This window comes from Planktothrix sp. PCC 11201 (assembly GCF_900009135.1).
In the GTDB taxonomy this organism is placed as follows: Bacteria; Cyanobacteriota; Cyanobacteriia; order Cyanobacteriales; family Microcoleaceae; genus Planktothrix.
On record NZ_LT797706.1, the window covers coordinates 114,622 to 140,094 of the forward strand.

22 protein-coding genes are annotated in these 25,473 nt (G+C 40.8%); 12 read left to right on the forward strand and 10 right to left on the reverse strand.

Annotation, left to right across the window (positions count from 1 at the left end; genetic code table 11):
• The first annotated feature begins 69 nt into the window (after positions 1 to 69).
• The gene (locus tag PL11201_RS17645; protein ID WP_079680205.1) at positions 70 to 1,074 is read left to right on the forward strand and encodes a Gfo/Idh/MocA family protein; all 1,005 of its coding nucleotides are present in this window, start codon (positions 70 to 72) and stop codon (positions 1,072 to 1,074) included.
• A 12-nt stretch (positions 1,075 to 1,086) separates the two neighbouring features.
• Here PL11201_RS17645 and PL11201_RS17650 read toward each other — a convergent pair whose 3' ends face one another.
• The 3 genes from PL11201_RS17650 to PL11201_RS17660 form a co-directional block, all read right to left on the reverse strand.
• Positions 1,087 to 3,066, reverse strand: a complete 1,980-nt coding sequence (locus tag PL11201_RS17650) for a sensor histidine kinase (protein WP_079680206.1) — start codon at positions 3,064 to 3,066, stop codon at positions 1,087 to 1,089.
• Positions 3,067 to 3,135: 69 nt separating this feature from the next.
• Positions 3,136 to 3,837: a response regulator transcription factor gene (locus tag PL11201_RS17655; protein ID WP_079680207.1), complete on the reverse strand. Its 702-nt coding sequence runs from the start codon at positions 3,835 to 3,837 to the stop codon at positions 3,136 to 3,138.
• Positions 3,838 to 3,916: 79 nt separating this feature from the next.
• The gene (locus PL11201_RS17660) at positions 3,917 to 4,609 is read right to left on the reverse strand and encodes a response regulator transcription factor (RefSeq protein ID WP_079680208.1); all 693 of its coding nucleotides are present in this window, start codon (positions 4,607 to 4,609) and stop codon (positions 3,917 to 3,919) included.
• Between the two features lie 140 nt (positions 4,610 to 4,749).
• Between PL11201_RS17660 and PL11201_RS17665 the strand changes: the two genes are divergently transcribed.
• From PL11201_RS17665 to PL11201_RS17675, 4 genes are all read left to right on the forward strand, one after another.
• On the forward strand, positions 4,750 to 5,172 hold the full coding sequence (locus PL11201_RS17665) for a heavy metal-responsive transcriptional regulator (RefSeq protein WP_079680209.1): 423 nt from the start codon (positions 4,750 to 4,752) through the stop codon (positions 5,170 to 5,172).
• Positions 5,173 to 5,412: 240 nt separating this feature from the next.
• Positions 5,413 to 5,598: a hypothetical protein gene (locus tag PL11201_RS26165; protein ID WP_144017807.1), complete on the forward strand. Its 186-nt coding sequence runs from the start codon at positions 5,413 to 5,415 to the stop codon at positions 5,596 to 5,598.
• A gap of 79 nt (positions 5,599 to 5,677) precedes the next feature.
• On the forward strand, positions 5,678 to 5,923 hold the full coding sequence (locus PL11201_RS17670; RefSeq protein WP_079680210.1) for a thioredoxin family protein: 246 nt from the start codon (positions 5,678 to 5,680) through the stop codon (positions 5,921 to 5,923).
• 249 nt (positions 5,924 to 6,172) lie between these two features.
• Complete coding sequence (locus tag PL11201_RS17675) at positions 6,173 to 7,165, forward strand: permease (protein ID WP_079680211.1); 993 nt, start codon at positions 6,173 to 6,175, stop codon at positions 7,163 to 7,165.
• Positions 7,166 to 7,185: 20 nt separating this feature from the next.
• On the opposite strand, the gene PL11201_RS17680 is transcribed toward PL11201_RS17675, so the two are convergent.
• From PL11201_RS17680 to PL11201_RS17690, 4 genes are all read right to left on the reverse strand, one after another.
• Positions 7,186 to 9,117 (reverse strand): tetratricopeptide repeat protein, encoded by a 1,932-nt coding sequence (locus tag PL11201_RS17680; protein ID WP_079680212.1) that lies wholly within the window; start codon positions 9,115 to 9,117, stop codon positions 7,186 to 7,188.
• Between the two features lie 211 nt (positions 9,118 to 9,328).
• Positions 9,329 to 9,499, reverse strand: a complete 171-nt coding sequence (gene psb34, locus PL11201_RS26170; protein WP_144017809.1) for a photosystem II assembly protein Psb34 — start codon at positions 9,497 to 9,499, stop codon at positions 9,329 to 9,331.
• A 100-nt stretch (positions 9,500 to 9,599) separates the two neighbouring features.
• Positions 9,600 to 10,427 (reverse strand): thiazole synthase, encoded by an 828-nt coding sequence (locus PL11201_RS17685; protein ID WP_079680213.1) that lies wholly within the window; start codon positions 10,425 to 10,427, stop codon positions 9,600 to 9,602.
• Positions 10,428 to 10,592: 165 nt separating this feature from the next.
• On the reverse strand, positions 10,593 to 11,429 hold the full coding sequence (locus PL11201_RS17690; RefSeq protein WP_079680214.1) for a sulfurtransferase: 837 nt from the start codon (positions 11,427 to 11,429) through the stop codon (positions 10,593 to 10,595).
• Between the two features lie 148 nt (positions 11,430 to 11,577).
• Between PL11201_RS17690 and PL11201_RS17695 the strand changes: the two genes are divergently transcribed.
• From PL11201_RS17695 to PL11201_RS17715, 5 genes are all read left to right on the forward strand, one after another.
• On the forward strand, positions 11,578 to 12,150 hold the full coding sequence (locus tag PL11201_RS17695; RefSeq protein ID WP_079680215.1) for a Uma2 family endonuclease: 573 nt from the start codon (positions 11,578 to 11,580) through the stop codon (positions 12,148 to 12,150).
• Positions 12,151 to 12,226: 76 nt separating this feature from the next.
• Complete coding sequence (locus PL11201_RS17700) at positions 12,227 to 13,105, forward strand: tRNA (5-methylaminomethyl-2-thiouridine)(34)-methyltransferase MnmD (protein ID WP_079680216.1); 879 nt, start codon at positions 12,227 to 12,229, stop codon at positions 13,103 to 13,105.
• Between the two features lie 60 nt (positions 13,106 to 13,165).
• Positions 13,166 to 14,530: a bifunctional UDP-N-acetylglucosamine diphosphorylase/glucosamine-1-phosphate N-acetyltransferase GlmU gene (glmU, locus tag PL11201_RS17705; RefSeq protein WP_079680217.1), complete on the forward strand. Its 1,365-nt coding sequence runs from the start codon at positions 13,166 to 13,168 to the stop codon at positions 14,528 to 14,530.
• Positions 14,531 to 14,680: 150 nt separating this feature from the next.
• Positions 14,681 to 15,661 carry a homogentisate phytyltransferase gene (locus PL11201_RS17710; protein WP_079680218.1) on the forward strand — a complete coding sequence of 327 codons (981 nt, stop codon included), beginning with the start codon at positions 14,681 to 14,683 and terminating at the stop codon, positions 15,659 to 15,661.
• A gap of 403 nt (positions 15,662 to 16,064) precedes the next feature.
• Positions 16,065 to 18,434, forward strand: coding sequence for an arylsulfatase (locus PL11201_RS17715; RefSeq protein WP_079680219.1), 2,370 nt, complete (start codon positions 16,065 to 16,067; stop codon positions 18,432 to 18,434).
• A gap of 109 nt (positions 18,435 to 18,543) precedes the next feature.
• Here the strand turns inward: PL11201_RS17715 and PL11201_RS17720 are convergent, their stop codons facing one another.
• Positions 18,544 to 19,167, reverse strand: coding sequence for a Maf family protein (locus tag PL11201_RS17720; protein WP_079680220.1), 624 nt, complete (start codon positions 19,165 to 19,167; stop codon positions 18,544 to 18,546).
• Between the two features lie 9 nt (positions 19,168 to 19,176).
• Positions 19,177 to 19,722 (reverse strand): photosystem II reaction center PsbP, encoded by a 546-nt coding sequence (gene psbP, locus PL11201_RS17725; RefSeq protein ID WP_079680221.1) that lies wholly within the window; start codon positions 19,720 to 19,722, stop codon positions 19,177 to 19,179.
• Between the two features lie 241 nt (positions 19,723 to 19,963).
• Here psbP and PL11201_RS17730 point away from each other — a divergent pair, with 241 nt between their 5' ends.
• A complete protein-coding gene (locus tag PL11201_RS17730; protein ID WP_079680222.1) occupies positions 19,964 to 21,457 on the forward strand; it encodes a hypothetical protein in 1,494 nt (497 codons plus the stop codon).
• Between the two features lie 185 nt (positions 21,458 to 21,642).
• Here PL11201_RS17730 and PL11201_RS17735 read toward each other — a convergent pair whose 3' ends face one another.
• Positions 21,643 to 23,862, reverse strand: coding sequence for a VapE domain-containing protein (locus tag PL11201_RS17735; protein ID WP_159451555.1), 2,220 nt, complete (start codon positions 23,860 to 23,862; stop codon positions 21,643 to 21,645).
• A gap of 396 nt (positions 23,863 to 24,258) precedes the next feature.
• Between PL11201_RS17735 and PL11201_RS17740 the strand changes: the two genes are divergently transcribed.
• Entirely contained in the window at positions 24,259 to 25,305 is a 1,047-nt protein-coding gene (locus tag PL11201_RS17740; protein ID WP_079680224.1) for a site-specific integrase, read from the forward strand.
• Positions 25,306 to 25,473 lie beyond the last annotated feature (168 nt).

A 25,473-nucleotide genomic window follows, 5' to 3' on the forward strand; every position in this document is an offset into this window, starting at 1 on the left:
ATTCCCCATTCCCCATTCCCCATTCCCCATTCCCCATTCCCCATTCCCCATTCCCCATTCCCCATTCCTATGATTAATATTGCTATTTTTGGTGCTGGTCGTTGGGGAGTTCATTTAATTCGTAACTTTAATCAACACCCTAATTCTAAAGTTGTGGCGATCGCTGATCCCAATCCTGACCGTTTACAAGCGGTGAAAGAACAGTTTCAACTACCCGACGATATGATTTTAGCGACCGATAGTTCAACAATTTGGAATTTACCTAATATAGATGCAGTTGCGATTGCCACCCCTGCGGCTACACATTTTTCTTTAATTTCCGACGCCTTAGCCCAAGGTTGTCATGTTTTTACCGAAAAACCCTTAACCCTAAGTGTGACTGAATCGTTGGAATTATGCCACCTAGCCGAACAAAAACAGCTACAACTTTTTGTCGATCATACTTATTTATTTCATCCGGCAGTAGAACGGGGAAAAACCGTGATTGAATCGGGGAAATTAGGGGAATTAAGATATGGTTACGCCACCCGAACCCATTTGGAACCAGTGCGGCAAGATGTGGATGCGTTATGGGATTTAGCAATTCATGATATTGTTATTTTTAATAGTTGGTTAGGGGAAAAACCGATTCAGGTGAAGGCCACGGGAACGGTTTGGTTACAACCCGCATCGGGATTATCGGATTTAGTGATTGCTAATTTAACCTATCCCAGTGGGTTTGAAGCCTTTCTACATTTGTGTTGGTTAAACCCAGACAAACAACGTCGTTTAGCGGTGGTGGGAAGTCAGGGAACTTTAATTTTTGATGAACTACAATCGGAATCTCCTCTGACGATTCAACAGGGTTATTTTGATGTTATTGATAACAGTTGGAAAGCCACCGGATTAAATCGAGAAGTGATTGAGATTGAATCCAGGGAACCCCTAGCCCAAGTTTGTGATCATTTTCTTAATTCTATTCAAAATCATCGACTTTCCTCAATTTCTTCGGGATGGGTGGGTGCAGAATTAGTTAATATTTTGTGCGGGTTGAGTGAATCTTTAAAACAAGGAGGACACCCTATAAATTTATAGCCGTTTTCAATCCTATTCAGCGATCATGGGATGGGAAGCAATAGCATTTTGAGTTTCAGGTGATTTTGTATTAGTATCAGATAGGGGAATACTAATCATCACACTGGTTCCGAGATCTAAACCTGGACTATCCAGGGTAATAAAACCCCCCATCATTTGCATTAAACTGCGAGAAATGGCTAAACCCAATCCAATTCCTCCGAATTCTCTTGTGGTTGAACCATCGGCCATGGCAAAGGGTTCAAAGATTTTTTGCTGATGTCCCAAGGCCACACCAATTCCAGTGTCGGTAATGGTGACTACAACTTGATATCGCGCGGTCGTAGATTTTGAGGCGGTATTATTCTGCATTTCAATTAGAGAATTGGTGGCAAATTCAATCCGAGTGGAAATGATAATTCCTCCCGATTTAGTGAACTTGACAGAATTATTCAGAATATTAATAAAAACTTGTTTTAATTTATCAGGATCAGCCTGAACAATAATAGGTTTATCGAGGGTAGGTAAGTCAATTGTTAAGTTTTTTTGTTGAATATCCAACATTTGCAAATTCACCGCATCTTTCACAATTTGCATTAAATCCGTTGGTTCAAGCATCACGGATAACTTGCCTTCTTCAATTAAAGCAATATCTAAAATATCATCAACTAAATTTAATAGATGTTGGCTGGAATCCGAGGCGATTTGGAGATATTCTTCCTCCTCGGCTTTGGTATCACATAAACCATCTTGAATCAGACTAATTGAATTAATAATCCCATTTAAAGGGGTTCTTAATTCATGAGAAACAACTCGTAAAAATTCATTTTTTAATTGATTAGCAACTTGGGCTTCTTTGGACGCATATTCTAAGGCTTGCGCCCTAGCCCTAAGACTTGCTACCATCGTATTGAGAGCTTCAGCTAACTGATTAAATTCTCGAATTTTGAGATTATCAGGAACGTCACCCGGACTATCTAAGTTCTTGGCTTTGATTGCATAATCCCTCAATTTTTCTAAAGGAATCGCTAAATCCCTAGAAACATAAACCGCAGCAATAATACTGGCAATGACTAAAGATAAAACCAAGAAAATTAATAACGATTTAATATCTTTTAAACCCGATAGAGCTTGCTGTAAATCAACAACCGCTAAAACCACCCATTGCTTATCGTTTTCTGAGGTAATGGGGCTAGGAATTGAATCATATCCCGCTAGTAGTTCTTTACCTGATTGATCAAAAGAAAATAAATGAATAAAAGAATTTTTTTTCCTCTCTAACGCATTAGATAATAGGTGGCTGAGTCGGTTAGCATCTGCTTGCTCTTGAATATTCCGTCCCAATTTATTCAAACTTGGATGACTAATAATTGTTCCACTTTGATCAATAATAACGGTAAATCCCGTTAAAGATTTAGGACGTTCTTTTGATTCTAAATATAAAGTTGATTGCAGACTTAACACATATTTTAATTGATTTTCATTATTCTGGTTGATATAAATTGGAGAGTTGAATACCAATTTAATTTGGTTTCGCCATTCTGAATTTTTTTGATCAAGGCCAGGAACTAAATAGTTAATATAAATCTCAGAATTTTGCTGTTTTTTTAACGGCCAAAAGTTTTTAGAAATGGAGTAGATAGGCTGTTTTCCACAGGTGCTGGCAACCATTTGTTGCGTTTGTAAATCAGTCAATTGCAGACAACTAACCAAGGGAGAAAACTGCTCCTGAAGTTGGGAAAGCACCACAGAATACTGTTTAGATTTTTCGGGTTGTAAAACAATATTATTGGTAGCAATCGTCAAACCGGACTTGTTGAAATTAATCCATTCATTAATGGTTTGTGCTTTTTTACTCGCACTTTCTGTTAAATTTAATCGGGCTGTTTCGAGTAAACCAGAACGTGCTTTTCTATAGGTAACATATTCTCCCACCAGCAGCACAGGAAGACTAAGCAGTAAAATCTGCGACAGTAAAATCCGGCGAAATGACGATTGACCCAACTTAGGCATAGTAGAACATGGGACAGAAGACGGGACGTAGACAGCAGGTAGACTGGAGTAGACAATAAACCACAAATATTATAGTGATAATCTTGCCTCTGAACTGAAACGATAACCGACACTTCTAACCGTTAGAATAAAAAAAGGATTTTTGGGATCAGGTTCAATTTTTTTACGAATCTGACCAATATGAACATCAATAACCCGCCCGTCTTCGATACTATCATCTTCAAAACCCCAAACTTTTTGTAATAGTTCTGCGCGTTTCCAAGCTCTACCTGGTTTACTTGCCAAACAATAAAGCAGATTGAACTCCAAGGCACTGAATATTACTAATTCGCCTTTGAGATAAACTTCTCGGCGATTAGGATCAATGATTAAATCCCTATAAGTTAAATTCTGGGGATCTAAGTTAGGTACTGACATCCGGCGTTTTAAAACTGCCTTAATTCGCAGACTTAACTCCTCTAAATCAAAGGGTTTGGTTACAAAGTCATCCGCTCCTTCTTTTAACCCTAGTTTGGGATCTTGTTCACTGGTGAGCATCAGGATCAGAACGTGAGTTTGATTTTGCATTTCTCGACATAATGCTAAACCCGTTGTATCCGGCAAATTCAAATCTAATATGACTAAATCGGGGTTGAACTGTTCAAAAACTTTCAACGCCGTCTTACCGTCAGCCGCTACTTCTATTTGATAATTCTGTTGGCTTAAATAACGGCTAATTAAATTTCGGATTGCCGGATCATCATCAACGACAAGAATCTTTGCTGAGGTCATAACTACAAAGCCCGTGAGAATTTAACGATTGATGATCGGGCATGAACAGTTAAGAATATAGGACAATTACCCATGACAATTAACGTTCACCCGTGCGCCGATCAAACATATATCCCACACCCCGAATTGTTTTAATATAGGAAGGTTGATCCGCATCCGGTTCGATTTTTTTACGAATCTGACCAATATGAACATCGACAACGCGCTGCTCCCCTTCATACTCATAACCCCAAACTTCCTGCAATAATTCTGCCCGTCGCCAGGCTCTACCGGGTTTGCGGGCTAGACAATACAGCAAGTCAAATTCTAATGCACTTAAGGCGATTAATTCACTACTAATACAAACCTCACGACGATTCGGATCAATAGTTAAATCCCCATAAATTAAATTTTTAGGTTGTGTATCTACTGGATTTCGTTGCCGCTTCAAAATTGCTTTGATCCGAAGGTTTAATTCTTCTAAATCAAAGGGTTTGGTCACAAAATCATCTGCTCCCTCCTTTAATCCGAGTTTGGGATCTTTTTCGCTGGTTAGCATTAGAATAAATACACTGGTTCGACTTTGCATTTCCCTACACAATGCTAAACCTGTTGTATCCGGCAAATTTAGATCCAATACCACTAAGTCGGGATTGAACTGTTCAAACCTTTCCAATGCGGAATGGCCGTCACTCGCCATTTCAACCTGATAGTCTTGTTGGCTAAGATAGCGACTTATTAGGTTCCGTATTGCCGGATCATCATCAACTACGAGGATTTTTACAGATACCATAACCACGCATATTCAGCAGAAGGTTGAGCCAGATTCTTAAACAGACATCTCAATGTTAATGGAAAACTTGAACTTACACCCAATAACATACCAATTTAGTCGTATTGCTTTACAGAGTCTAACCTACAATCACTAAATCAATGTTCCAAATCGGCGCAGTCTCTCGTAGTCTAGGACTAAATCCCCAAACTGTTTATTTTTATGAACGCATTGGGTTAATTCCCCCACCACAACGGACTGGGGCTGGTTATCGGCTGTTCAGTCAACAGGATTTAGAAAGACTGGCGTTTATTGTTCGGGCTAAATCCTTGGGCCTAAGTCTGGAGGAAATCAAGGAAATTCTAGCCTTGAAAGATGGACAACTGCTTACCTGTTCGGAGGTTCAAAATCGCCTACTCAATAAACTAGAGGCTATTGACGAAAATATCCGTCAATTACAGGCTTTGCGAGAGGAACTTCTACCTTTAGTTGCTCGCTGTGGCCACAATCTTGATCCGAATCATCCAGAAAAACAGTGTGTTGTCTTAGAGGAAAATACCGATACATCTGCCGATCAGGTTTAACACCCATATCCCCCAAATTTGGTAGCTGCCCACGCATCTCAGCAAGTATGGGGGAGCATCGTCAAACCCCTGTATTGCCAGTGTCCTCACGCTGCGTGAATATACGGTTGAACTACCTAAGCACTTATTGATGCAAGATTTCCAGAACTACTTTTAATCACAAGCACAACAGGCGTTGAAAAAATTTCTTCAATCCCCTTGACCTTATACCAAAGTATAGGCTCTATGATGATTTGTGGGATGACTAGGCCTATTTTTTGGAGAAAACAGATGTTTGCAGTGATTAACGACTCTCTGGCTATCAGTAGTATTACGGATTTGACGAAAATCAATAATATGCAAAAACAGGGCTATCAAAGCCTGATCGATCTTTGCCCGACAGCAGAAGGAAATCAACTTAATGCCGTTGATATCAAAGCTCAATGAAAATCATCCAAAACTTCTATTTTCAATCCCTACCTAGTCAGGCTCAATTATCCTATCAAATTTAACAATAAATTAAGCCATGAACACGATTAAAGTTGAAATACTCGGAACAGGTTGCAAGAAATGTCAGCAACTAGAAGCAAATGCCAAAGAAGCGATCACAACTCTCAATCTTGATGCGGAATTATTACACATTACCGATCCGATTGAAATTGCCAAACATCATGTTATGTCCACACCCGCCCTGGCAATTAATGGCAAAGTTGTCACTCAAGGAAAGGTGATTTCTTCAGATCAAATTCAATCTTTATTGCAAAAGCAATAGGTAATTACGAATTACGAATTACGAATTACGAATGGGTTTTGGGTGATATTCAGAGAGCGAGGACGCTCGCACTGCTTCTGCTCCCCCTATTCCCTATTCCCTATTCCCTATTCCCTATTCCCTATTCCCTATTCCCTATTCCCTATTCCCTATTCCCTATTCCCTGTTCCCTGTTCCCTGTTCCCTGTTCCCTGTTCCCTGTTCCCTTTTACCCCAAAATTTTAAACACAACTCAAATAGGATTTCTATATGTTTGATCCCTTTTATCCGTTTGATTGGTTAGCGACTCAGATTGTTACCCAAATCTTTGGGTTGTCGCTGGAATCTCATCTGGGATCTAGTCTGCACTTTTTTCTATATGATGTTCCTAAAGTTTTAACCTTGCTGATCGTAATTAGTTTTTTGGTTGGGACTTTTCAAAGTTTCTTAGAACCGGAAAAAGTCAGAAATTGGTTAGAAGGTAAACGCACATTAGGCGGGAATATCGTTGCTGCTTTGGTGGGAATTATTACCCCCTTTTGCTCTTGTTCTGCTGTGCCTTTATTTATTGGTTTCTTAGAAGCAGGAGTTCCTCTAGGGGTGACGTTTTCCTATTTAATTTCAGCACCGATGGTCAACGAGGTGGCTGTAATTCTATTATGGGCATTATTTGGGTTAAAAGTAACTTTATTTTATATTGGCTTTGGGGTAATATTGGCAATTAGTGCGGGTTATCTCATCGGTTTACTCAAACTAGAAAAATGGGTTGAACCTTTTGTTTGGGAGTTACAAAAAAATCGTCAGAATATCTCCCAAAATGATGACTTAGATCTAAATCAAATGACTTGGCGAGAACGGTTTGAACAAGGGAAGTTTCAGTCAATTGAAATTCTTAAATCAGTCTGGCCTTATGTGGTGGGAGGAATTGCCATTGGAGCTCTGATTCATGGCTATGTACCAACAGAATTTATCGTTAGATGGGCTGGCGCAAATAATCCTTTGGCTGTGCCCATTGCTGTTATTCTTGGTGTACCACTTTATGCTAATATTGCGGGAGTTATGCCCATTACGGAAGCCTTAGTTAATAAGGGAATGCCCCTGGGAACAGTATTATCTTTTACGATGGCAGTAACAGCCCTATCTTTTCCAGAAATGGTGATTCTGAAAAAGGTACTCCGTCCCCAACTTCTGGCTATATTTATTGGCATTGTCACCCTTGGTATTATTGGTATCGGCTATTTATTTAATATTATTCTTAGCTGAATTAGGACACAACTTTAGACCTATATTTTGGGTAATATTTCAGACAGTAGATGGGCTGGAATTTGAGATAAGGCTTGATTTTGTCCTTCTAGTCCCGACTCCTGATAGAAGGCACGAATGGTTCGCAGTAAATAACCTAAAGTAGTTTGGTGATGCTCCGTCGTTTTTGAATCAAAAATAACATCTTCTGTAAATTGCTGTTTTGACTCACTAATAACAGCTTTAACATGATGTTTGAGTCCAGCTTTTAAGTAGGCAATTCGAGTGTTTTTTTCCAGGTGTAAATGAGAGTCCGTAGCCAGTTGGTAGTGGGTCAATCCCAAATTATTATGGGTTGCTAGGGGATCAAAATTCAGTTGGGCTGGACTCAGATCCGCCACAAGGGAGAGGGCTTTTTGGTAGGCTGCGATCGCTCTTTTTAAAAATTTAGCCCGAATTTCTGGATTCTGATAGTGGTTCGCTAAATGCCAATAGACGATACCCAAGTTATTATAGGTAGCTGCACAAGCGATTGGGGCGGAGGTGGTTGTCCGATAGGTTAAGGCTTGATGATAGGCATGAATGGCTTGTAATAGTAATTTGGCTGAGGGCTGATGTTGGCTTAATGTCCAATAGGCTGTCCCTAAATTGGTTTGTAGCAGGGCATAATTCAGGGGATCTTGTTGGGGGGTATAAAATCCCATTGCCTCAGTATAAGCGACAATAGCGGCTTTTAGATGGGGAATTGGTTGGGTTTTTTGGGCTAATTTCCAATAGGTCGTTCCTAGATTATTTTGAATAGTAGCATAGTCTTGAATCCGGGAAGCATTGATTTCATAAACGTTCAAATTCAGATAATATAATGCCTCTTTATAGGCAATAATTGACTGCTCTAAATTTTTAATAGTATCTTGCCAATTGGCTAAATCCGCATAGGCTGTCCCCAAATTTTTTTGGACTTGTATATATAAATTAGGATGAATTTCTGGATCGATTTTCATTAAAGCATTTTGATAAAAAATAATACTTTTTTCTAAATAGTCAAGGGAATCAGGAGACTTTAAATTATCTTTAAACCTTTGGCGAAATCCCATCCAATATAAAGTACCTAAATCGTTAAAAACATGAATAGAATCATCCTGATCATCGGAAGAAATAGAATTTTTATCAAGTTCGGGAATAATTTCTAAAACCTGTTCATAGGCTTGAATAGCTAGGGTATAGTGAACTTCTAAATGTTCCCCAGCAATGATGCGATCGCGGTAAATATTTCCTAATTGGCGATAGGCTTGGCGGAGGGGAAGGAGGGCAGACTGTTGCTCAAATTGCTGAATTTGATCCAGAATTTCCTGCACAGGGTCTGATATTCTATCACTTTCAATAGGTTGGGAAATATTAGCAGAATCTAAGGAAATTGTCTCTGACTCCAAATCACTAGGAGTTGGATCACTGATCCATTCAAATACCCCAGTGCGTCGCTCCCAGAACTCTGGTGCAGATTGTTGAATACAATATAACCAAGGGGTAGAAATCCACAGCAGAAAACTAAATTCCAACCCATCAAGATGGTTTTCTAAGGTTCGCAAATACCTTAAAAATGACCATTGCATCGCTGGAGGTTGACGGGTTAGATGTTCTATCCCTAAAATTTGAAATCCGATCAAGTCTTGATTACTATAATCCGATTTATTTTGAGCGTACCACTTGGTAATTGCTTGAAAAGGATTCGGATCACTTAAATCAAGTTTTAAACTGATTAAAGCGGGATAAATTTGAGATTGTGGTGCAATATTTATCTGATTTGTAGATAAAAAATCTGTTTGTAACCGTAGCACCAAATGATTTCGCAAATTTAAGTTATCACAAACAGCAATAAAAACTTGACGGCGAAGTTGTAAACCTAGCGCTTGTTGTAAGCGATTATAGGTTTGCTGATGAGTCTCCGAAACTAAAATAGAACAATTACTGCTCATCGCCATTATCAACCCTTAAACCATCACCTAGAATATCTAATTATCTTCTTCCATCTAGCGGTTCAGGTTCAGGAGAGAGGCGAGTTTTTCACCCCTATTTCTATTCGTTGTGTCTTCAGTGTCTTTGTGGTTTTATCCAAATAAGGCGGGTTTTTTACGATTAACAAACCCCAAAATACCCAAAACCCGCCCGGACTGAATGATCGATATTTTAGGATACGGTGAAGGCAAGGACTAATAAACCCCCTACCAGGGCAATCCCAGCAATACCACCAATAATATAATTCCGCTTTTGTGAATTGGTAGGGGGTTCAGCTGTATAAACTTTCGGTTCCACTGCGAAGTTATTTAGACGTCCACCTTCTTCATTGATATAAGGCATGATGAAAAATCCATAAGTTACTATCTGGGATCAAGAATAACAAAAATTTAACAAAAATTTACACTCCATGGAAAAACTTAATAATTTCAGGATTGACAATTTAACTGGTGATTGTCCCAGTTAGGGGGGAAGATGCTTGGGCGTAGCTTTTGACCGGAATCCGTCCAGCGAGATAGGCTAGACGTCCGGCTTCGGTGGCCATTCCCATGGCTCTGGCCATGGCGGTTGAATTTTGGGCCAAGGCGATCGCCGAATTAATTAATAACGCATCCGCCCCCATTTCCATTGCCAAAGCAGCTTCACTGGGCGTACCGATTCCGGCATCTACAACGACGGGAACCGTGGCATTATCAATAATGATGGCAATATTGGCAGCGTTTCTAATCCCTTGTCCTGAGCCGATGGGAGACCCTAAGGGCATTACTGTCACACAGCCAACGTCCTCTAAACGTTTCGCCAGCAGAGGATCGGCGTTAATATAGGGTAATACGGCAAAGCCTTCTTTAACTAATTGTTCCGCCGCTTCTAAGGTGCCAATCGGGTCAGGAAGTAAATATTTACTATCAGGAATTACTTCTAATTTGACAAAATTATTGTCTTCCTGTCCTAATAATTTTGCCATTTCCCGTCCAAGTCTAGCTACCCGAATTGCTTCTTCTGCGGTTTGACATCCGGCGGTATTTGGTAACATCCAAATTTTGCTCCAATCAATTGCTTCGGCTAACCCTTCATGTCCCTGGGCTTGGGTTTGGACTCGTCTAACGGCGACGGTGACAATCGAACAACCACTTGCCTCAATACTGTACTGCATTTCTTGGAGGTTACGATATTTTCCAGTTCCGGTCATTAACCGAGATTTAAAGGTTTTTCCCGCAATAATTAAGGGAGTATCAAGGAAAGATGGGGTGGGTTTTTCTAGGGTTTGCATAATAGTTAATTCTGAATAGGGAATGGGGAATGGGGAATGGGGAATGGGGAATGGGGAATAGGGAATGGGGAATGGGGAATGGGGAATGGACTTTTAGTGATTTCAGGGATATCTTAAATGATTACAAGTCATTTAGGATTATTATATTCCCATAATATAATTAATTTATGATTTTTGTTCTTCTATCAAATAGGAACACCAATCACTCCAACTTCCCCCATATAATTTAGCTTGATCAATTCCCGCTAATTCTAAGGAAAATAAATTCACACAGGCGGTGACTCCCGAACCACAATAAACGATTATTTCTTCTGAGTCCTTAATATTTTCCCAGCGTTGGGATTGTTCGTTTATTTTAACAAAACCTGTGGTTTCTGTCACCTCTTGCCAAGGATAATTTACCGCTCCCGGAATACACCCGGCAATGGGATCAATGGGCTCGGTTTTTCCTAAATAGCGTTCCGGTTCTCTGGAGTCTATTAGCACAACTCCGGGTAAATCTTTTCGAGCTTTTACTGTTTCAATATTAACCAGCATTTCTGACTGAATTTCTGGCGTAAATTGTCCTAATTTTGTAGTAGGAATATTAGAACTAATCGGATAGTTTGAATTTTTCCATTGGCTAAAACCACCATCTAATAAAGCAATTTTTTTATGCCCAAAATAACGCAATAACCACCATAAACGAGAAGCAAAAGCTAACCGAGAATCATCATAAGCGACAACCAAAGTCTGTTCAGAAGTTATGCCAATTTCTGATAATTTTTTAGATAATTTTTCTGGATTTGGTAGGGGATGACGTCCGCCGTGTTTTTGAATCTGACTTGATAAATCTTGGTCTAAATCTAAATAAAATGCTCCGGGAATATGACTTTCTTGATATTGTTGTTGTCCGAGTTGGGGATTGGCTAAGGAAAACCGACAGTCTACAATCACAATATTAGGATCTTCGAGATGTTCTGCTAACCATGCGGGGGAAACAATCAGTTGAGGTTGAATCATGGCAATATTTACCGTAAAGTTTATTTACAATAAAATGTCAGCCCTGAAGGGCTTACTACTTAGGAGGTAGAATTTATTCTATAATTATCATATCTGATTCGTGAATAGAATTGATTTAAGATTTTTTACATAAATTAGGAGAATAGTTATGATTGCTAATCCTCAACCCTATATTACCCGTGAACAGTACCTCGAAGGTGAAAAAAATAGTCTGGTCAAGCATGAGTATATTCAAGGAGAAGTTTATGCCATGGCGGGGGCGAGTGATGCCCATATTACCATTTCCCTCAATATTGCATCTACCTTAAGAAACCATTTAAGAGGAAAAGGATGTCGGGTTTATATGGCGGATATGAAAGCTGATATTGAAGTTTTAGATATCTATTATTATCCCGATGTGATTGTCACCTGTGATCCTAGAGATAAACAATTTCAATATTTTAAACAATATCCTAAATTAATTGTTGAGGTGCTTTCCCCTGGAACAGAAGGATTTGATCGAGGTAAAAAATTTGAAGATTATCGACAGTTAGAAACCTTAGAAGAATATGTTTTAATTGCTCAAGATCGAATTAGTGTAGAATGTTTTAGAAAAAATTCCGAGGGATTATGGGTTTTATATCCTTATATATCAGAACCAGAAATTTATTTAGGGAGTCTGGATTTTCGTTGTCCGATGACTGATCTTTATGAAGATGTTGAATTTCAAGTTATAACTTGATCGAACACCAAACCCGGTTTCGTTATTAGTTATATGGTGCGTGCGAGCAGCTTACACACCCTACAAAGGAGGAAAGATGATCGAAAATGAACAATTAACGCCCCAATTAACCGCCGATGGTTCGTTTACCTTTTTCTCCTCGGAATTTGGAGAATTATTTCATAGTCATTTTGGGGCAAAACAGGAAGCAGAACGCAAATTTGTAGAACCCTTACAACTAAGAAAAAAATCTAAAATATCCCCCCTATTTTTACTTGATATTTGTTATGGTTTAGGTTATAATACAGCAGCAGCATTAACCGCGATTTGGGAAGTTAATCCTAATTGTAAAATAGAATGGATTGGCTTGGAATTTGATCAACGAATTCCCCAAGTAACCTTAGAATATAATTTACTTAATGCCTATCCTGATTATATCCAAGAAATCCTAAAAGAACTAGCCCAAAATCATTATCTAAAAACCGAATTATTCAACGCTAATTTAATGATTGGCGATGCTAGAAATACAATTCAAACCGTTTACAATTCTGGGTTTAAAGCCGATGCAATTTTCCTTGACCCCTTTTCTCCCGCCCATTGTCCCCAACTGTGGACAGTAGAATTTTTAACCCTAGTTGGCCAATGTCTCAAACCCCAGGGAGATTTAGCCACCTATTCCTGTTCAGCGACGGCCAGAAGTGCTTTAATCCAAGCGGGGCTACAAATTGCTTCTACCTCTCCGGTGGGGCGACGTACACCCGGGACAATAGCCAGTTTTGACCCCAGGGGTTTACCTCCCCTGTCTCCCAAAGAACAAGAACACCTCAAAACCCGCGCCGCCGTCCCCTATCGAGATCCCAGTTTATCTGATACGGCGGAAAAGATTATCCTGCGACGTCAAGCTGAACAAGACACCTGCACCCTTGAACCCACCTCCCATTGGAAGAAACGATGGCGCAGTGAGTCCATCTTGTGAAAAGATAGTTGAGGATGCGATGATCGTGTCTGTTACTTACAATTGACACCCGGACATTAAATGGTAGCGGTAGCAATTTTAGCGGCGGGACGCGGAACTCGCATGAAATCTGATCTTCCCAAGGTTCTGCATCAGTTGGGAGGACGCACTTTAGTTCAACGGGTTTTAGAAAGTTGTGTTCGATTGCAACCTTCCCGTAGATTAGTGATTGTGGGCTATGGCGCTGATTTAGTTTGTGACAGTCTTCAACAAACGGATACGCAACCAGCTTTAGAATTTGTTGAACAAACTGAACAATTAGGGACAGGTCATGCAATTCAACAATTACTTCCCTATTTAAAAGACTTTACCGAGGATTTATTGGTTTTAAATGGGGATGTTCCGTTATTACGTCCTGACACTTTGGAGCAGTTAATTAAAATCCACAAAGAAAATGGAAACGGGGCGACTTTATTAGCAGCCCATTTACCTAATCCTACGGGATATGGTAGGGTATTTTGTGATAGTCAAAATTTAGTTAATCAAATTATTGAACATCGAGATTGTACCGATGCTCAAAGGCAAAATCATCGAATTAATGCCGGGGTTTATTGTTTTAATTGGCCACAGTTAGCGAAAATTTTACCCGACCTAAAAGCCGATAATGATCAACAGGAATATTATCTTACCGATACGGTGCATCATTTGGATAAAGTGATGGCGGTGGATGTTGAAGATTATCGAGAAATTTTAGGGGTTAATAGTCGCAAAGATCTAGCTAATTCCTATAAGGTTTTACAAAATTGGGTAAAAACTGATTGGATGGCGGCGGGGGTAACAATTATTGACCCCGATAGTGTCACGATTGATGATACAGTCAAGTTAGAACCCGATGTGATTATTGAACCCCAAACTCACTTAAGGGGAAACACGATTATTCAAACTGGAAGTCGAATTGGCCCAGGAAGTTTAATTGAAAACAGTCAGATGGGAAAAAATGTCACTGTGCAGTTTTCCGTCGTTTCCGATAGTGTTGTTGCCGACGGAACCCGCATTGGGCCCTATGCCCATTTAAGGGGTCATGCAAAGGTGGGAGAACAATGTCGGGTTGGCAACTTTGTAGAATTGAAAAATACTGAAGTGGGAAATCGGACTAATGTTGCCCATTTATCTTATATAGGAGATGCCACATTAGGAGATAAGGTTAATATTGGGGCGGGAACAATTACCGCTAATTATGATGGGGTGAAAAAGCACCGAACAACAATCGGAGATCGGACTAAAACCGGATCAAATAGTGTTTTAGTGGCCCCTCTAACCCTGGGAAATGATGTTACTGTGGCGGCAGGTTCTATTATTACGGATGATGTCCCCGATGATAGTTTAGCTATTGCCCGGGAACGTCAAGTAATTAAACCTGGTTGGCGCTTAGAATCACCCAAATAATCTTAATGGAATTAGGGAGGAGAAACTAGCATAAAATAGGATAGCATTTGAGAGATATAGCGAGTCTAAATCATTTGTACATAAGGATCAAAATTCAATTCATCGTAGGGGCGAGGCGCGCCTTCTCCCTACCTGGAAATCTCTGAAAATATGACAAAAACTTCTTCTGTGTCTGTGGTAGTTTCTTCTCCTAATTGGATTGAAAAAAAATTCCCTGAGTTATACTCTTTTTGGAAATTTTCCCGTCCCCATACCATTATTGGTACAACTTTAAGCGTGTTGGGGATGTATTTAATTGCTATTAGTGAGTTTAGGCAATTTCCTGGGTTTGATTTCAGTTTCCTGGCTTTATGTTGGAGTTGGTTAGCTTGTATTTGTGGTAATATTTATATTGTCGGATTAAATCAACTTGAAGATATTGAAATCGACCAGATTAATAAACCTAATTTACCCTTAGCATCGGGGGAATATTCCCGTTTCCAAGCTCAACTAATTATAGGAATAACCGGAATTTCGGCGTTAAGCATTGCAGCGTTTCAAGGCCATTATTTATTGGGAATGGTAACGATTAGTTTGCTATTGGGGACGGCTTACTCCCTACCGCCCATTCGCTTAAAACGGTTCCATTTTTGGGCGGCATTTTGTATTTTTACAGTCCGAGGAATTATTGTTAATTTAGGGTTATATTTACACCTAAGTTGGATTTTATCGGCAAAATCAATATCATCAATTCCGATAATTCCCCCTGCGGTTTGGGCGTTAACATTATTTATTTTGGTGTTTACCGTTGCGATCGCAATTTTTAAAGATATTCCTGATTTAGAAGGCGATCGCCAATTCCAGATTAACACCCTAACCATTAAATTAGGAACTGTAACAGTATTTAATTTATCTCGATGGATATTGACTATTTGTTATTTAGGCATGATTTTTGGCAGTTTTCTATTAAGATATTCGATAAATCCCATATTTTTAGGATTAAGTCATTTAGTCTTATTAACAGTATTATGGTGGGGAAGTTTCCGAGTCGATTTAAGTGATAAACAATCCATTAGCAGATTTTATCAATTTATTTGGAAACTGTTTTTCCTAGAATATTTAATCTTTCCCCTCTCCTGCTTATTCACTTAACCCAACCCCGTAGGGTTTAAGCACCATTTCTTAACTCGGTCAACCCCATAATAAAGAATAATTGAAATAAAAGAAAAGTATTCGGCGAATATAATTCGCTACTACACAAACCAAGTCCACCTTCGTGGACTAACGCAAAATTAAGGTTCTTAACCCACGAAGGTGGGTTTTGTCTGTGTAGACGCGATTTCTAATCGCCGGGTTAGGTATTTACTTCTAAAAAACACCAATTTGGTCATAAAATAAATGACGAATATTTTTAATTTATATTTAGTAACGCGGGACGAGAATTAGCATACTGGCATTTAAACAAAGACTTGGTATCTACTTTGCCCCTGGTGACAACTTCCGTTTATCGATTATTTTAGATAGACTTAGAAAAGTTTAGAAAAACCTATTAATAATGACAGCAAACGATCCAATTCAACGCCAAATTCTCCCGATTCCTGACCGCCCTCAGATCGGGACAACCACTTACGATGCCAAAGATCCAGACACCAAATATCCACCGATTCGAGATCTGCGCCCGCCCGCAGGTGCGCCCAATGTCCTGATTGTTCTGCTTGATGATGTGGGTTTTGGTGCGTCCAGTGCCTTTGGTGGCCCCTGCAACACCCCAAACTTCGAGAAATTAGCATCCCAGGGACTAAAATACACCCGCTTTCACACCACCGCCCTCTGCGCGCCCACCCGACAAGCATTACTCACCGGACGGAATCATCATTCCGTGGGCATGGGCAATATCACTGAAACCGCCACGGCTGCCCCCGGCTATAGCTCCGTGCGTCCCAATACCAAAGCCCCCCTAGCAGAAACACTGAAGTTGAATGGCTACTCGACGGCTTATTTAGGCAAGTGCCACGAAGTTCCGGTCTGGCAAACCTCCCCCATGGGGCCCTTCGACGCTTGGCCCACAGGCGGTGGCGGATTTGAGTATTTCTACGGCTTTATTGGTGGGGAAAATAATCAGTGGGAGCCAGCCCTGTATGAAGGGACAATTCCCATTGAGCCACCCAAGACCCCCGAAGAAGGCTACCACCTGACGGAAGACTTAGGGGATAAAGCCATCTCCTGGGTGAGCCAACAGAAGGCCCTGATGCCCGATAAGCCCTTCTTCATGTACTTTGCCCCCGGTGCCACCCATGCCCCCCATCACGTTCCCAAGGAATGGATCGAGAAGTACAAAGGCAAGTTTGCTCACGGCTGGGATCGGCAACGAGAAATTACCTTTGCCCAACAGAAGCAACTAGGGGTGATTTCCCCCGATGCGGAGCTAACACCCCGTCATCAGGAGATACCCGCCTGGGATGACATGAGCCCCGAATTTAAGACCGTGTTAGAACGGCAAATGGAGGTTTATGCAGCCTTTCTGGAACACACTGACCACCAAGTCGGGCGGTTGATCGAGACCCTGGAGGAGTTAGAAATCCTCGATGATACCCTCGTCTATGTGATTATTGGCGATAACGGGGCCTCCGCCGAAGGGACAATTCATGGCGCCTTCAACGAAATGGCGAACTTCAACGGTCTGGCTGCCCTGGAGACACCGGAATTCCTGTTGTCTAAGCTGGACGAATTTGGTTCTCCTGAGTCCTATAACCACTATGGAGTGGCTTGGGCTTGGGCGATGGATACCCCCTATCAATGGACGAAACAGGTGGCATCCCACTGGGGCGGGACTCGCAACGGCACAATTGTCCGCTATCCCAAGACAATCCAGGAAAAAGGCGGTATCCGCAACCAGTTCACCCATGTGATTGATCTGGCTCCGACGATTTTGGAGATGGTAGGCATTCCTGAGCCAACCATGGTCAATGGGGTGCTGCAAAGCCCCTATGAAGGGACAAGCATGGTGTATAGCTTCAATGATGCCCAGGCTCCAGAACGTCATGAGGTGCAGTATTTTGAGATGTTTGGCAACCGGGGCATCTACTACAAAGGTTGGAGTGCTGTTACCAAGCACCGCACCCCCTGGGTGATGACTGGTCAACAGATGTTGCCCTTTGATGATGATGTTTGGGAACTTTACGACGGTAGCAAGGACTGGACACAGGCCCATGACCTCTCCAAAGAGATGCCAGAGAAATTGCACGAATTACAACGTCAATTTCTGATTGAGGCGGTTAAATATAATGTTCTGCCATTGGATGATCGCCAGGTGGAACGGATTGATCCTGAAATAGCGGGCCGGCCGACTTTGATTCAGGGGAACTCGCAGTTGTTCTTTACAGGTATGGGACGACTTTCGGAAAACAGCGTTGTCAATATCAAGAACAAATCCTTCTCCGTGACATCGCAACTGGAAATTCCCCCAGAGGGAGCAGAAGGTGTGATTATTGCCCAAGGCGGTCGGTTAGGGGGTTGGAGCGTCTATGCCCATGAAGGGAAAGCCAAGTTTGTCTATAATGTCCTGGGTATCAATCGTTATGTTACCGAAGCCCAACAGCCAATCTCAACGGGGAAACATCAAGTGCGAATGGAGTTTGCCTACGATGGTGGCGGTTTGGGTAAGGGTGGCAACGTCACACTCTACTACGACGGCCAACAAGTGGGTTCGGGTCGTGTGGAACAAACTCAAGCATTTATCTTTTCGGCAGACGAGACCACCGATGTGGGCTACGAGTCGGGTACACCCGTAACTCCCGACTACAATCTAAAAAGTAGTCGCTTCACCGGAAAAATTGCTTGGGTACAGATCGACGTGGGTATGGATAACCACGACCATTTTATTGACCCCGAGGAGCGTTTGAAGATCGTTATGGCACGACAGTAGGTTAAATCGCGATCGCCCACTACACAAGGGCGATCGGCCTTTTAGTGTTTTAGTGTCTTTGTGGTGGCTTTTTTTAACATTGTGGTGCGGGCGTATTGATGACCGAACCCTACCAGAAGTTGGTGATATTATATCCCAATTCTTGGATCATTTTTCTTAATAAAGGTAAACTTAATCCTATGACATTGGTATGACATCCTTCTAACTTTTCAATAAATAAACCCCCCTTCCCTTCAATCGCAAAACATCCAGCACAGTTTAAGGGTTCTCCAGTATCAACATAAGCTTTAATTTCACTATCAGAGATATCAGAAAAATAGACATTAGTAGTTTGGGAATTAACTAATATTTGATCGGTAGAAACATTAATTAAAGCATGACCCGTATGGAGTTGTCCCACTTGACCCCGCATCTTTTGCCAACGGGCGATCGCTTCCTCTATATTAGCAGGTTTGCCATAAATTTCTCCCTCAACAGCCAAAACCGAATCACATCCCAAAACCAACAGAATTTCCCCCTCGTTTTTAGGTTGATTCCTTAATCTTTTACTGATAACTTCTGCTTTACATTGGGCAAGTTTTTGGACTAATTCTACCGGGTTAGAATCTTCGATTTGAGATTCATCAAAATCACTTTTGAGAATCATCGGCTGAATTCCAATAGTTTCTAATAACCGTTTACGCGCCGGGGAAGCAGAAGCTAAAATAAATGTGATTCGACTCGGCTGATTCATGAAACTCAATTAATAAACTTTAAAAGATTGCACCACTTGTGTTAAAAGTTGTTGAGCTTTTTCCCAACGTCTTTCCGTCGTGGAAACATTTAATGTAAATAGGTTTCCGCGACTAATCGTAACACTAGCAAAATCATGCCGTTTTTGTTCATTCGGAAGTTGTACCGCGTATTCTAACCAATAATAAAGATTCGATCCTTTTTCAAAGGATTCTGCACTAATCAGTTCTGCGGTACGTCCTGAACCTTCTGGAGCGATCGCTTTTTTACTTAATGTATATCCTACCTCAGTGGGAGTGCCAATTTCGGCGAGGCTTTGATTCGGATTAGAAACCGGATTGATTACCACACTAACATTTTCACTTTGTTCAATCATATCGTGTAGTACCGTATCAGGGCCATTCGAGACACTCACCTGTGTCCATCCGTTAGGATAGATAAATTCATAGCCATCTGCGGTATCCACGAAACTATTTAATCCCGCGCCAACGGATATACAACCTGTTAAGCTAAGGCTAAAACAGACTAAAGCCATTGCTAAAATTCGTTTGAACATTCGAGCATTTCCCTTATAAAATCGTGAATGAGTGCATTTTTGCTGTGATTCGGTTGATCCTAGTTTTTCAGGAGTAAAACCCAAAGGTTTTGTACAACGGAATTTCAAAGATTATTATATATTGAGTCACATATCACAAAAGCTGGTGACAAGATTTGAACTTGCTAGTTAGTCTACAACACTGATTCTATCGTTCCATAGTCTATCCAAAAATCAAACCCTAGAAAGGAATGGATAGAAAATGGATAGACCGGATAATGTCACTGTAGGGGGCTTTGTAACGTATGGGGATGTCTTAAAGCATTGGTTAGCTATTGAGCCATTAATACCTAAAGGTGTTGCCCAACGGGTTGAAACCAGACTCAATTTCAAATTTATTGAGCCATGGCAGGGGGGTAAACGAACAAGCCTAGCGTCAGGATGTGAATGGAGTATCTCAGGGATTAATGAGTTCCTGGATAAGTGCCTGAAGTTAAGACAGAAACTCAATGAGTGTAAACGAGATGGGATTAATGCCTCTGACTGGGAAACATGGTTCAACCAAAATATTATTCCCATCAAGGGAGCAGGAACCGATGACCGCTTAACCTATCGTCAAATCTTCGAGATAATCGAAGATGAATATTATCAAGGACGGCATAAATTTACGGGTGAGAAACGCTCAAAGGATAGCGTTAGTTGCCAGAGAAGTTTTCAGATTGCCTATACTAATTATTTTCTAAAATGCCCTAGCTGGGATGATTACCCTAGCTGGGATAACGTTAAAACATTCTGGGAATCGTTCCCAGAAGATACACGACAATATGAAGCGTTAGGCAAAATTAAAAAAATAATTAGTTATTGCCCTGATAGCGTTAAAAAGGAAATATTACCCAAACTAAACAGAATTAAAGTCGAAAAGCCAAAACCACAAAATACAATAGCTATTGACTGGGAGCAATTTTTTAAATGGTTACAGGAACAGGAAAAATTAATTGAACAAATGCCAGAAAGGCAAGCAATCGAGCGGGAGAGTTGGCTCTGGGTGTTTAAAATGGCTATAGTTTACGGGTTAAGACCTGCTGAGGTTATGAGTGCAATTAACCTATACAAGCCTATCAGTGACAGAGAAGTGAAAGCACTATGGAGCGAAAAAGGTAAGCAATACGGTGACTCTAAAAACGTTAACCCTGCTTTCAATGATAAAAAAAATAATCCTAAAATGTTATTAATTTTAGGTAATGGGTTCACCGTAACCGATACGCAAGGGAACAGGCACTTTATCACTAACAAAACAGGGGGACGGTTTTGTTATCCAATGATAAAGAATAAGGAAATATTAAATCACTTGAATCTTCAATTATTACCCCAAGAAGCACCAGAATATATCCCCGATAGTACATCTAAACCCTCTAGTGTTGCCGGAGGTTTTTCAAAAAAATTAAGAGATAAACTCGTTTTATGGAACTGTCCAACAACTCAGGGTTATTCATTCCGACACCTAGGGAAAATGATGGGTTTATTGTCAGGACTACCATTGGGTGTGTTGGCTCAAAACATGGGTCATTCAGTATCAGCAAGTGAACAGTTCTATAACCGCAAGACGATTGCTTTAGCCAATGAGTTGGCATCTTCAGCATCCAGTTATCCCCTGCCTTTAAACATTGCCATAGGGGAGTTAGAAACTCAAGGGGTAGATACCAAGGATAAAGACATTCAACGGCTACTCAGAATCATCTACCAGCTAGACGATTAGAGCCTAAGACAAAATTAAATATCTATCAAGCAACCTCTAACCAGGGTTGCTTTTTTATGGGGCTTGTCGGTAGGGATTGGGAGTGATGAGCGTGTATCTTCCCAAGGTATGTATAAAGGGAAGATAGAAAATATTTCTACAGAACCGTAAAAAAGTAGACACTTAAAACCCCCCTTAGACAAACACTAGCCTTGATAGGGTTTTATATCATGCTCATAGACGCTGTTCATCAACCCAGGGATTGAGGCGTTATCCCACATGACCTTATAGATACCCCCCATACCGTCCCGTCGTGGCTCCTCTACTTCAACAACGCTTCCATAAAGTTTATGCCCGTCAACGGTTTTCTGACACGCCTCTATCACCCTGTCACCAACCTTGAACCCTTCTGGTTTAGGCATCGGTACGGGATCTGATTTTATATTTTCAAAGTTTTGTGTTTTTAGCTGTGTAGGCCGTGTAAACTGTGTATCTCCCTCTGTGTCGGGGTTTGAGCTTACACAGTCATCTACACAGCTAGGGGGGGTTGTGTAAGGGGATTGTGTATCTCCCTCTGTATCAGGAACCGTTACTACAGGACGCTTGTAACCCCGTTTACGATTGCCGTTATCATCCTTTAAGTTTTCAGTCTTGACCCATTTTAGTTTGGTCATGACATCGGATATCTCGCTTTGGGCGCGCTTAACCTGACTCAGATTATCCTTGCTAATTCCCATCAGGTTTAATAGTTCATCAGTGGTAACAGTTGCTTTACCCTCTAGGAAGTTCTCAATGTCATCTAACCAGGGGGAAGTCGCCGAAAATGCTTCATTGTTAGCGGTAGATTGTTTCTGTTCAGCGCTGTTCAGATACCACGTTTCGCCACTCTTGTAGGCTTGTACCGCCGCTCCCCATATCGCGTCGCGTTCTTGCTTCAAAAGGTCAATAGGGATCTTTTTAGCCACGGGTATTAACCAGAAGCGGCGGTCGCCTGTGGGGTCACGGAGGACGTCTAATTTGTTAGTTGTCCCTACAATAGTTCCCATTCTAGGCATTGACTTTGTTCTTGCCCCATAAGGGAGTCTGATTTTATCTGTTGAAGATGACAAATACCCTTTAACCTTGCTGATATCTGACTTACTAAAAATATTCTCTAACTCCGCCCATTCAGTAATCAAAGATTGGTGCATTTTGAGAACTTGGTCTTTATCACTTACACTCCCCATATCATCACAAAACCATTCATCCCCTGCTAATACACGGAAAAATGTAGACTTACCTGTTCCCTGTTCCCCCTGCAAGATTAACGCTGTATCCACCTTACACCCAGGATTCATAACCCTTGCTACTGTGGATATTAACCACTTTCTAACAAATACTTGATAAAGTGGGTTATTAGTTCCAAAAAATCGTTTAGCTATCCCATCTAAAATAGATGTGTCGGAGTGACTTTCGTTGCATTGATTAAAGTATTCTTTGATAGGGTTGTAACTGTTATCTTCTGCAATCTGAATAACAATAGATTTTAAATCTTCTTTGTTACACTTTAAATCCAGTTTAAACATAAGAGCTAACTTTAGTTTAAACTCATCAAATCCTACGGGTTTACCATCAAATTCAATTTCTTTGGTCAATTCGTTGAACCGGATTCTATCCCCGACAATCATTTTGGCTTTTGTAAATTTCGCCTCAATTTCAGGAATATTAGTCGGTAAATCATCTGCATTAATCCCCCTATCCTTAAACTCTTGATCAACCTTAGCTAACCAATCTGTGAAGGGTTGAACCCGTGCCAATACTTCGTTACGGAATTGAGGAAACCCGTTATTAAGGATGTAATCATCTACACCTTTATCTTTTTCACTTGTCATAGTCCAACTAGCTACATGAACAGGACTGTTAAACAATCCTAGTTGATGGCCAAGTTTTTTTAGGGCGTTCGTAACATCTATATTTGTAGCGATATCACCGTCAAACATCATCAAGAATCCAAAACCCGCTTTAGCTAGTCTCTCTAGGACTCTTACTAAATATCTTTTCCCTTGCGGGTCATTTTTCTTGGGAGTTAATCCCATTTCAACCCCTAGCGCAGCCACACAGGGGATGCCGTTATCCATCACTACCATCACCTTAAATGCACCCTCTGTTATGGCAATACAGGGTACGCCGTCTATGATATACGCCCGTTCCTTTAACTTCTCAAGGTTAGTCCAGTAGTCAGGGTACATGGGATTGTTTAGGAGCATTGCGTCGTACCCTTCATCTTCCCTGGGGGTTAAATATTTTCTAACTTTCTTTTTCCCGTCCTTATATTCAACTAAAGGGATATCCGGTCTAAACTGCCATTGAGCATTACTGCTGCGAATCATAACCCCGTTAGATGGTGCTGTATATCCCAGGTATTCCGTGGCGGTCTTTGCAGTCATTGACTCACAGTTATCCATCACCCAATCAAACNACCACTAATACCCAAGGGAACAGCCCAACGGGTTGAAACCCGGCTCAATTTCAAGTTTATTGAGCCATGGAAAGGAGGGAAACGCACAAGCCTAGCTTCCGGCTGTGAGTGGAGCATCTCAGGGATTAATAAGTTTCTGGACAAATGTATCAAACTCAGACAGAAACTCAATGAGTGTAAACGAGATGGGATTAATGCCTCTGACTGGGAAACATGGTTCAACCAAAATATTATTCCCATCAAGGGAGCAGGAGCGGATGACCGCCTGACTTACCGTCAAATTTTCGAGATTATTGAAAATGAGTATTACTCAGGACGGCATAAGTTTACGGGTGAAAAACGTGTTAAATGTGCATCTACAGAAATGAGTTTTAATACTTCATATCAAAGATTTTTTGTTAAATGTCCTGACTGGGATGCGTTCCCAGACTGGGAAAATACAAAAGCATTCTGGGATGCGTCCCCAGACAATTCTAAAAAATATGAAGCATTGGGCAAAATTAAAAAGATAATTAGTTATTGTCCTGATAATGTCAAAAAGCAAATCTTACCCAAACTAGAAAGAATAAGAGTCGAAAAACCTAGACCTAAAAACAAACAAGCTATCGATTGGGAGCAATTCTTTAAATGGTTACAAGAACAGGAAAAATTAATCGAACAAATGCCAGAAAGTCAAGCTATAGCACGATTGGGGTGGTTATGGGTATTTAAAGTGTCCATAGTTTACGGTCTACGCCCGGCTGAAGTCATGAGTGTAATTAATTTGCACAAACCCATTACCGATAATGAAGTTAAAGCCCTATGGGGTGAAAAAGGCAAACAATACGGTGATTCTAAAAACCTAAACCCTGCTTTCAGTGATAAAATTAATAATCCTAAAATGTTATTAATTTTAGGCAATGGTTTCACTGTTACCGATACAGAAGGTAACAAGCATTTTATTACTAATAAAACAGGCGGTCGTTTTTGCTATCCCCTATGTCGGAATCGAGAGATACTTGAGTTGTTGGACATCCAGAATGTCCCAAAAATACCAGAGTATCAACCGGACGCTAAATCGAAGCCGGATACTATAGCGGGAGGTTTCGCTAAAGGCTTTGGAAAAAACCTTGAACGATGGGGATGTCCAACAACTCAAGGTTATAGCTTCAGACATTTAGGTAAAATGCTAGGCAAGCTATCCGGTTTACCAGAAGGTTTAATTGCTGATATTATGGGACACTCTTTAAGTGCATCTGAACAGCATTACAACCGAAAAACTATAGGTTTAGCTAATGAATTAGCATCTCAAGCTAGTAGCTATCCTCTGCCCTATCAGGTAGCTATAGGAGAATTAAAAGCTAACGGGATCAATACTGATGATGATGAAGTGAAACGGCTAATCAAAATCATCTACCAGCTAGACGATTAGAACCCAACCAATCTAAATATTTATCAGGCAACCTTTACCCCGGGTTGCTTTTTTATTGGGCCAGTGTCGGTAGGGATTGGGAGTGATGAGCGTGTATCTTCCCAAGGTATGTATAAAGGGAAGATAGAAAATATTTCTACAGAACCGTAAAAAAGTAGACACTTAAAA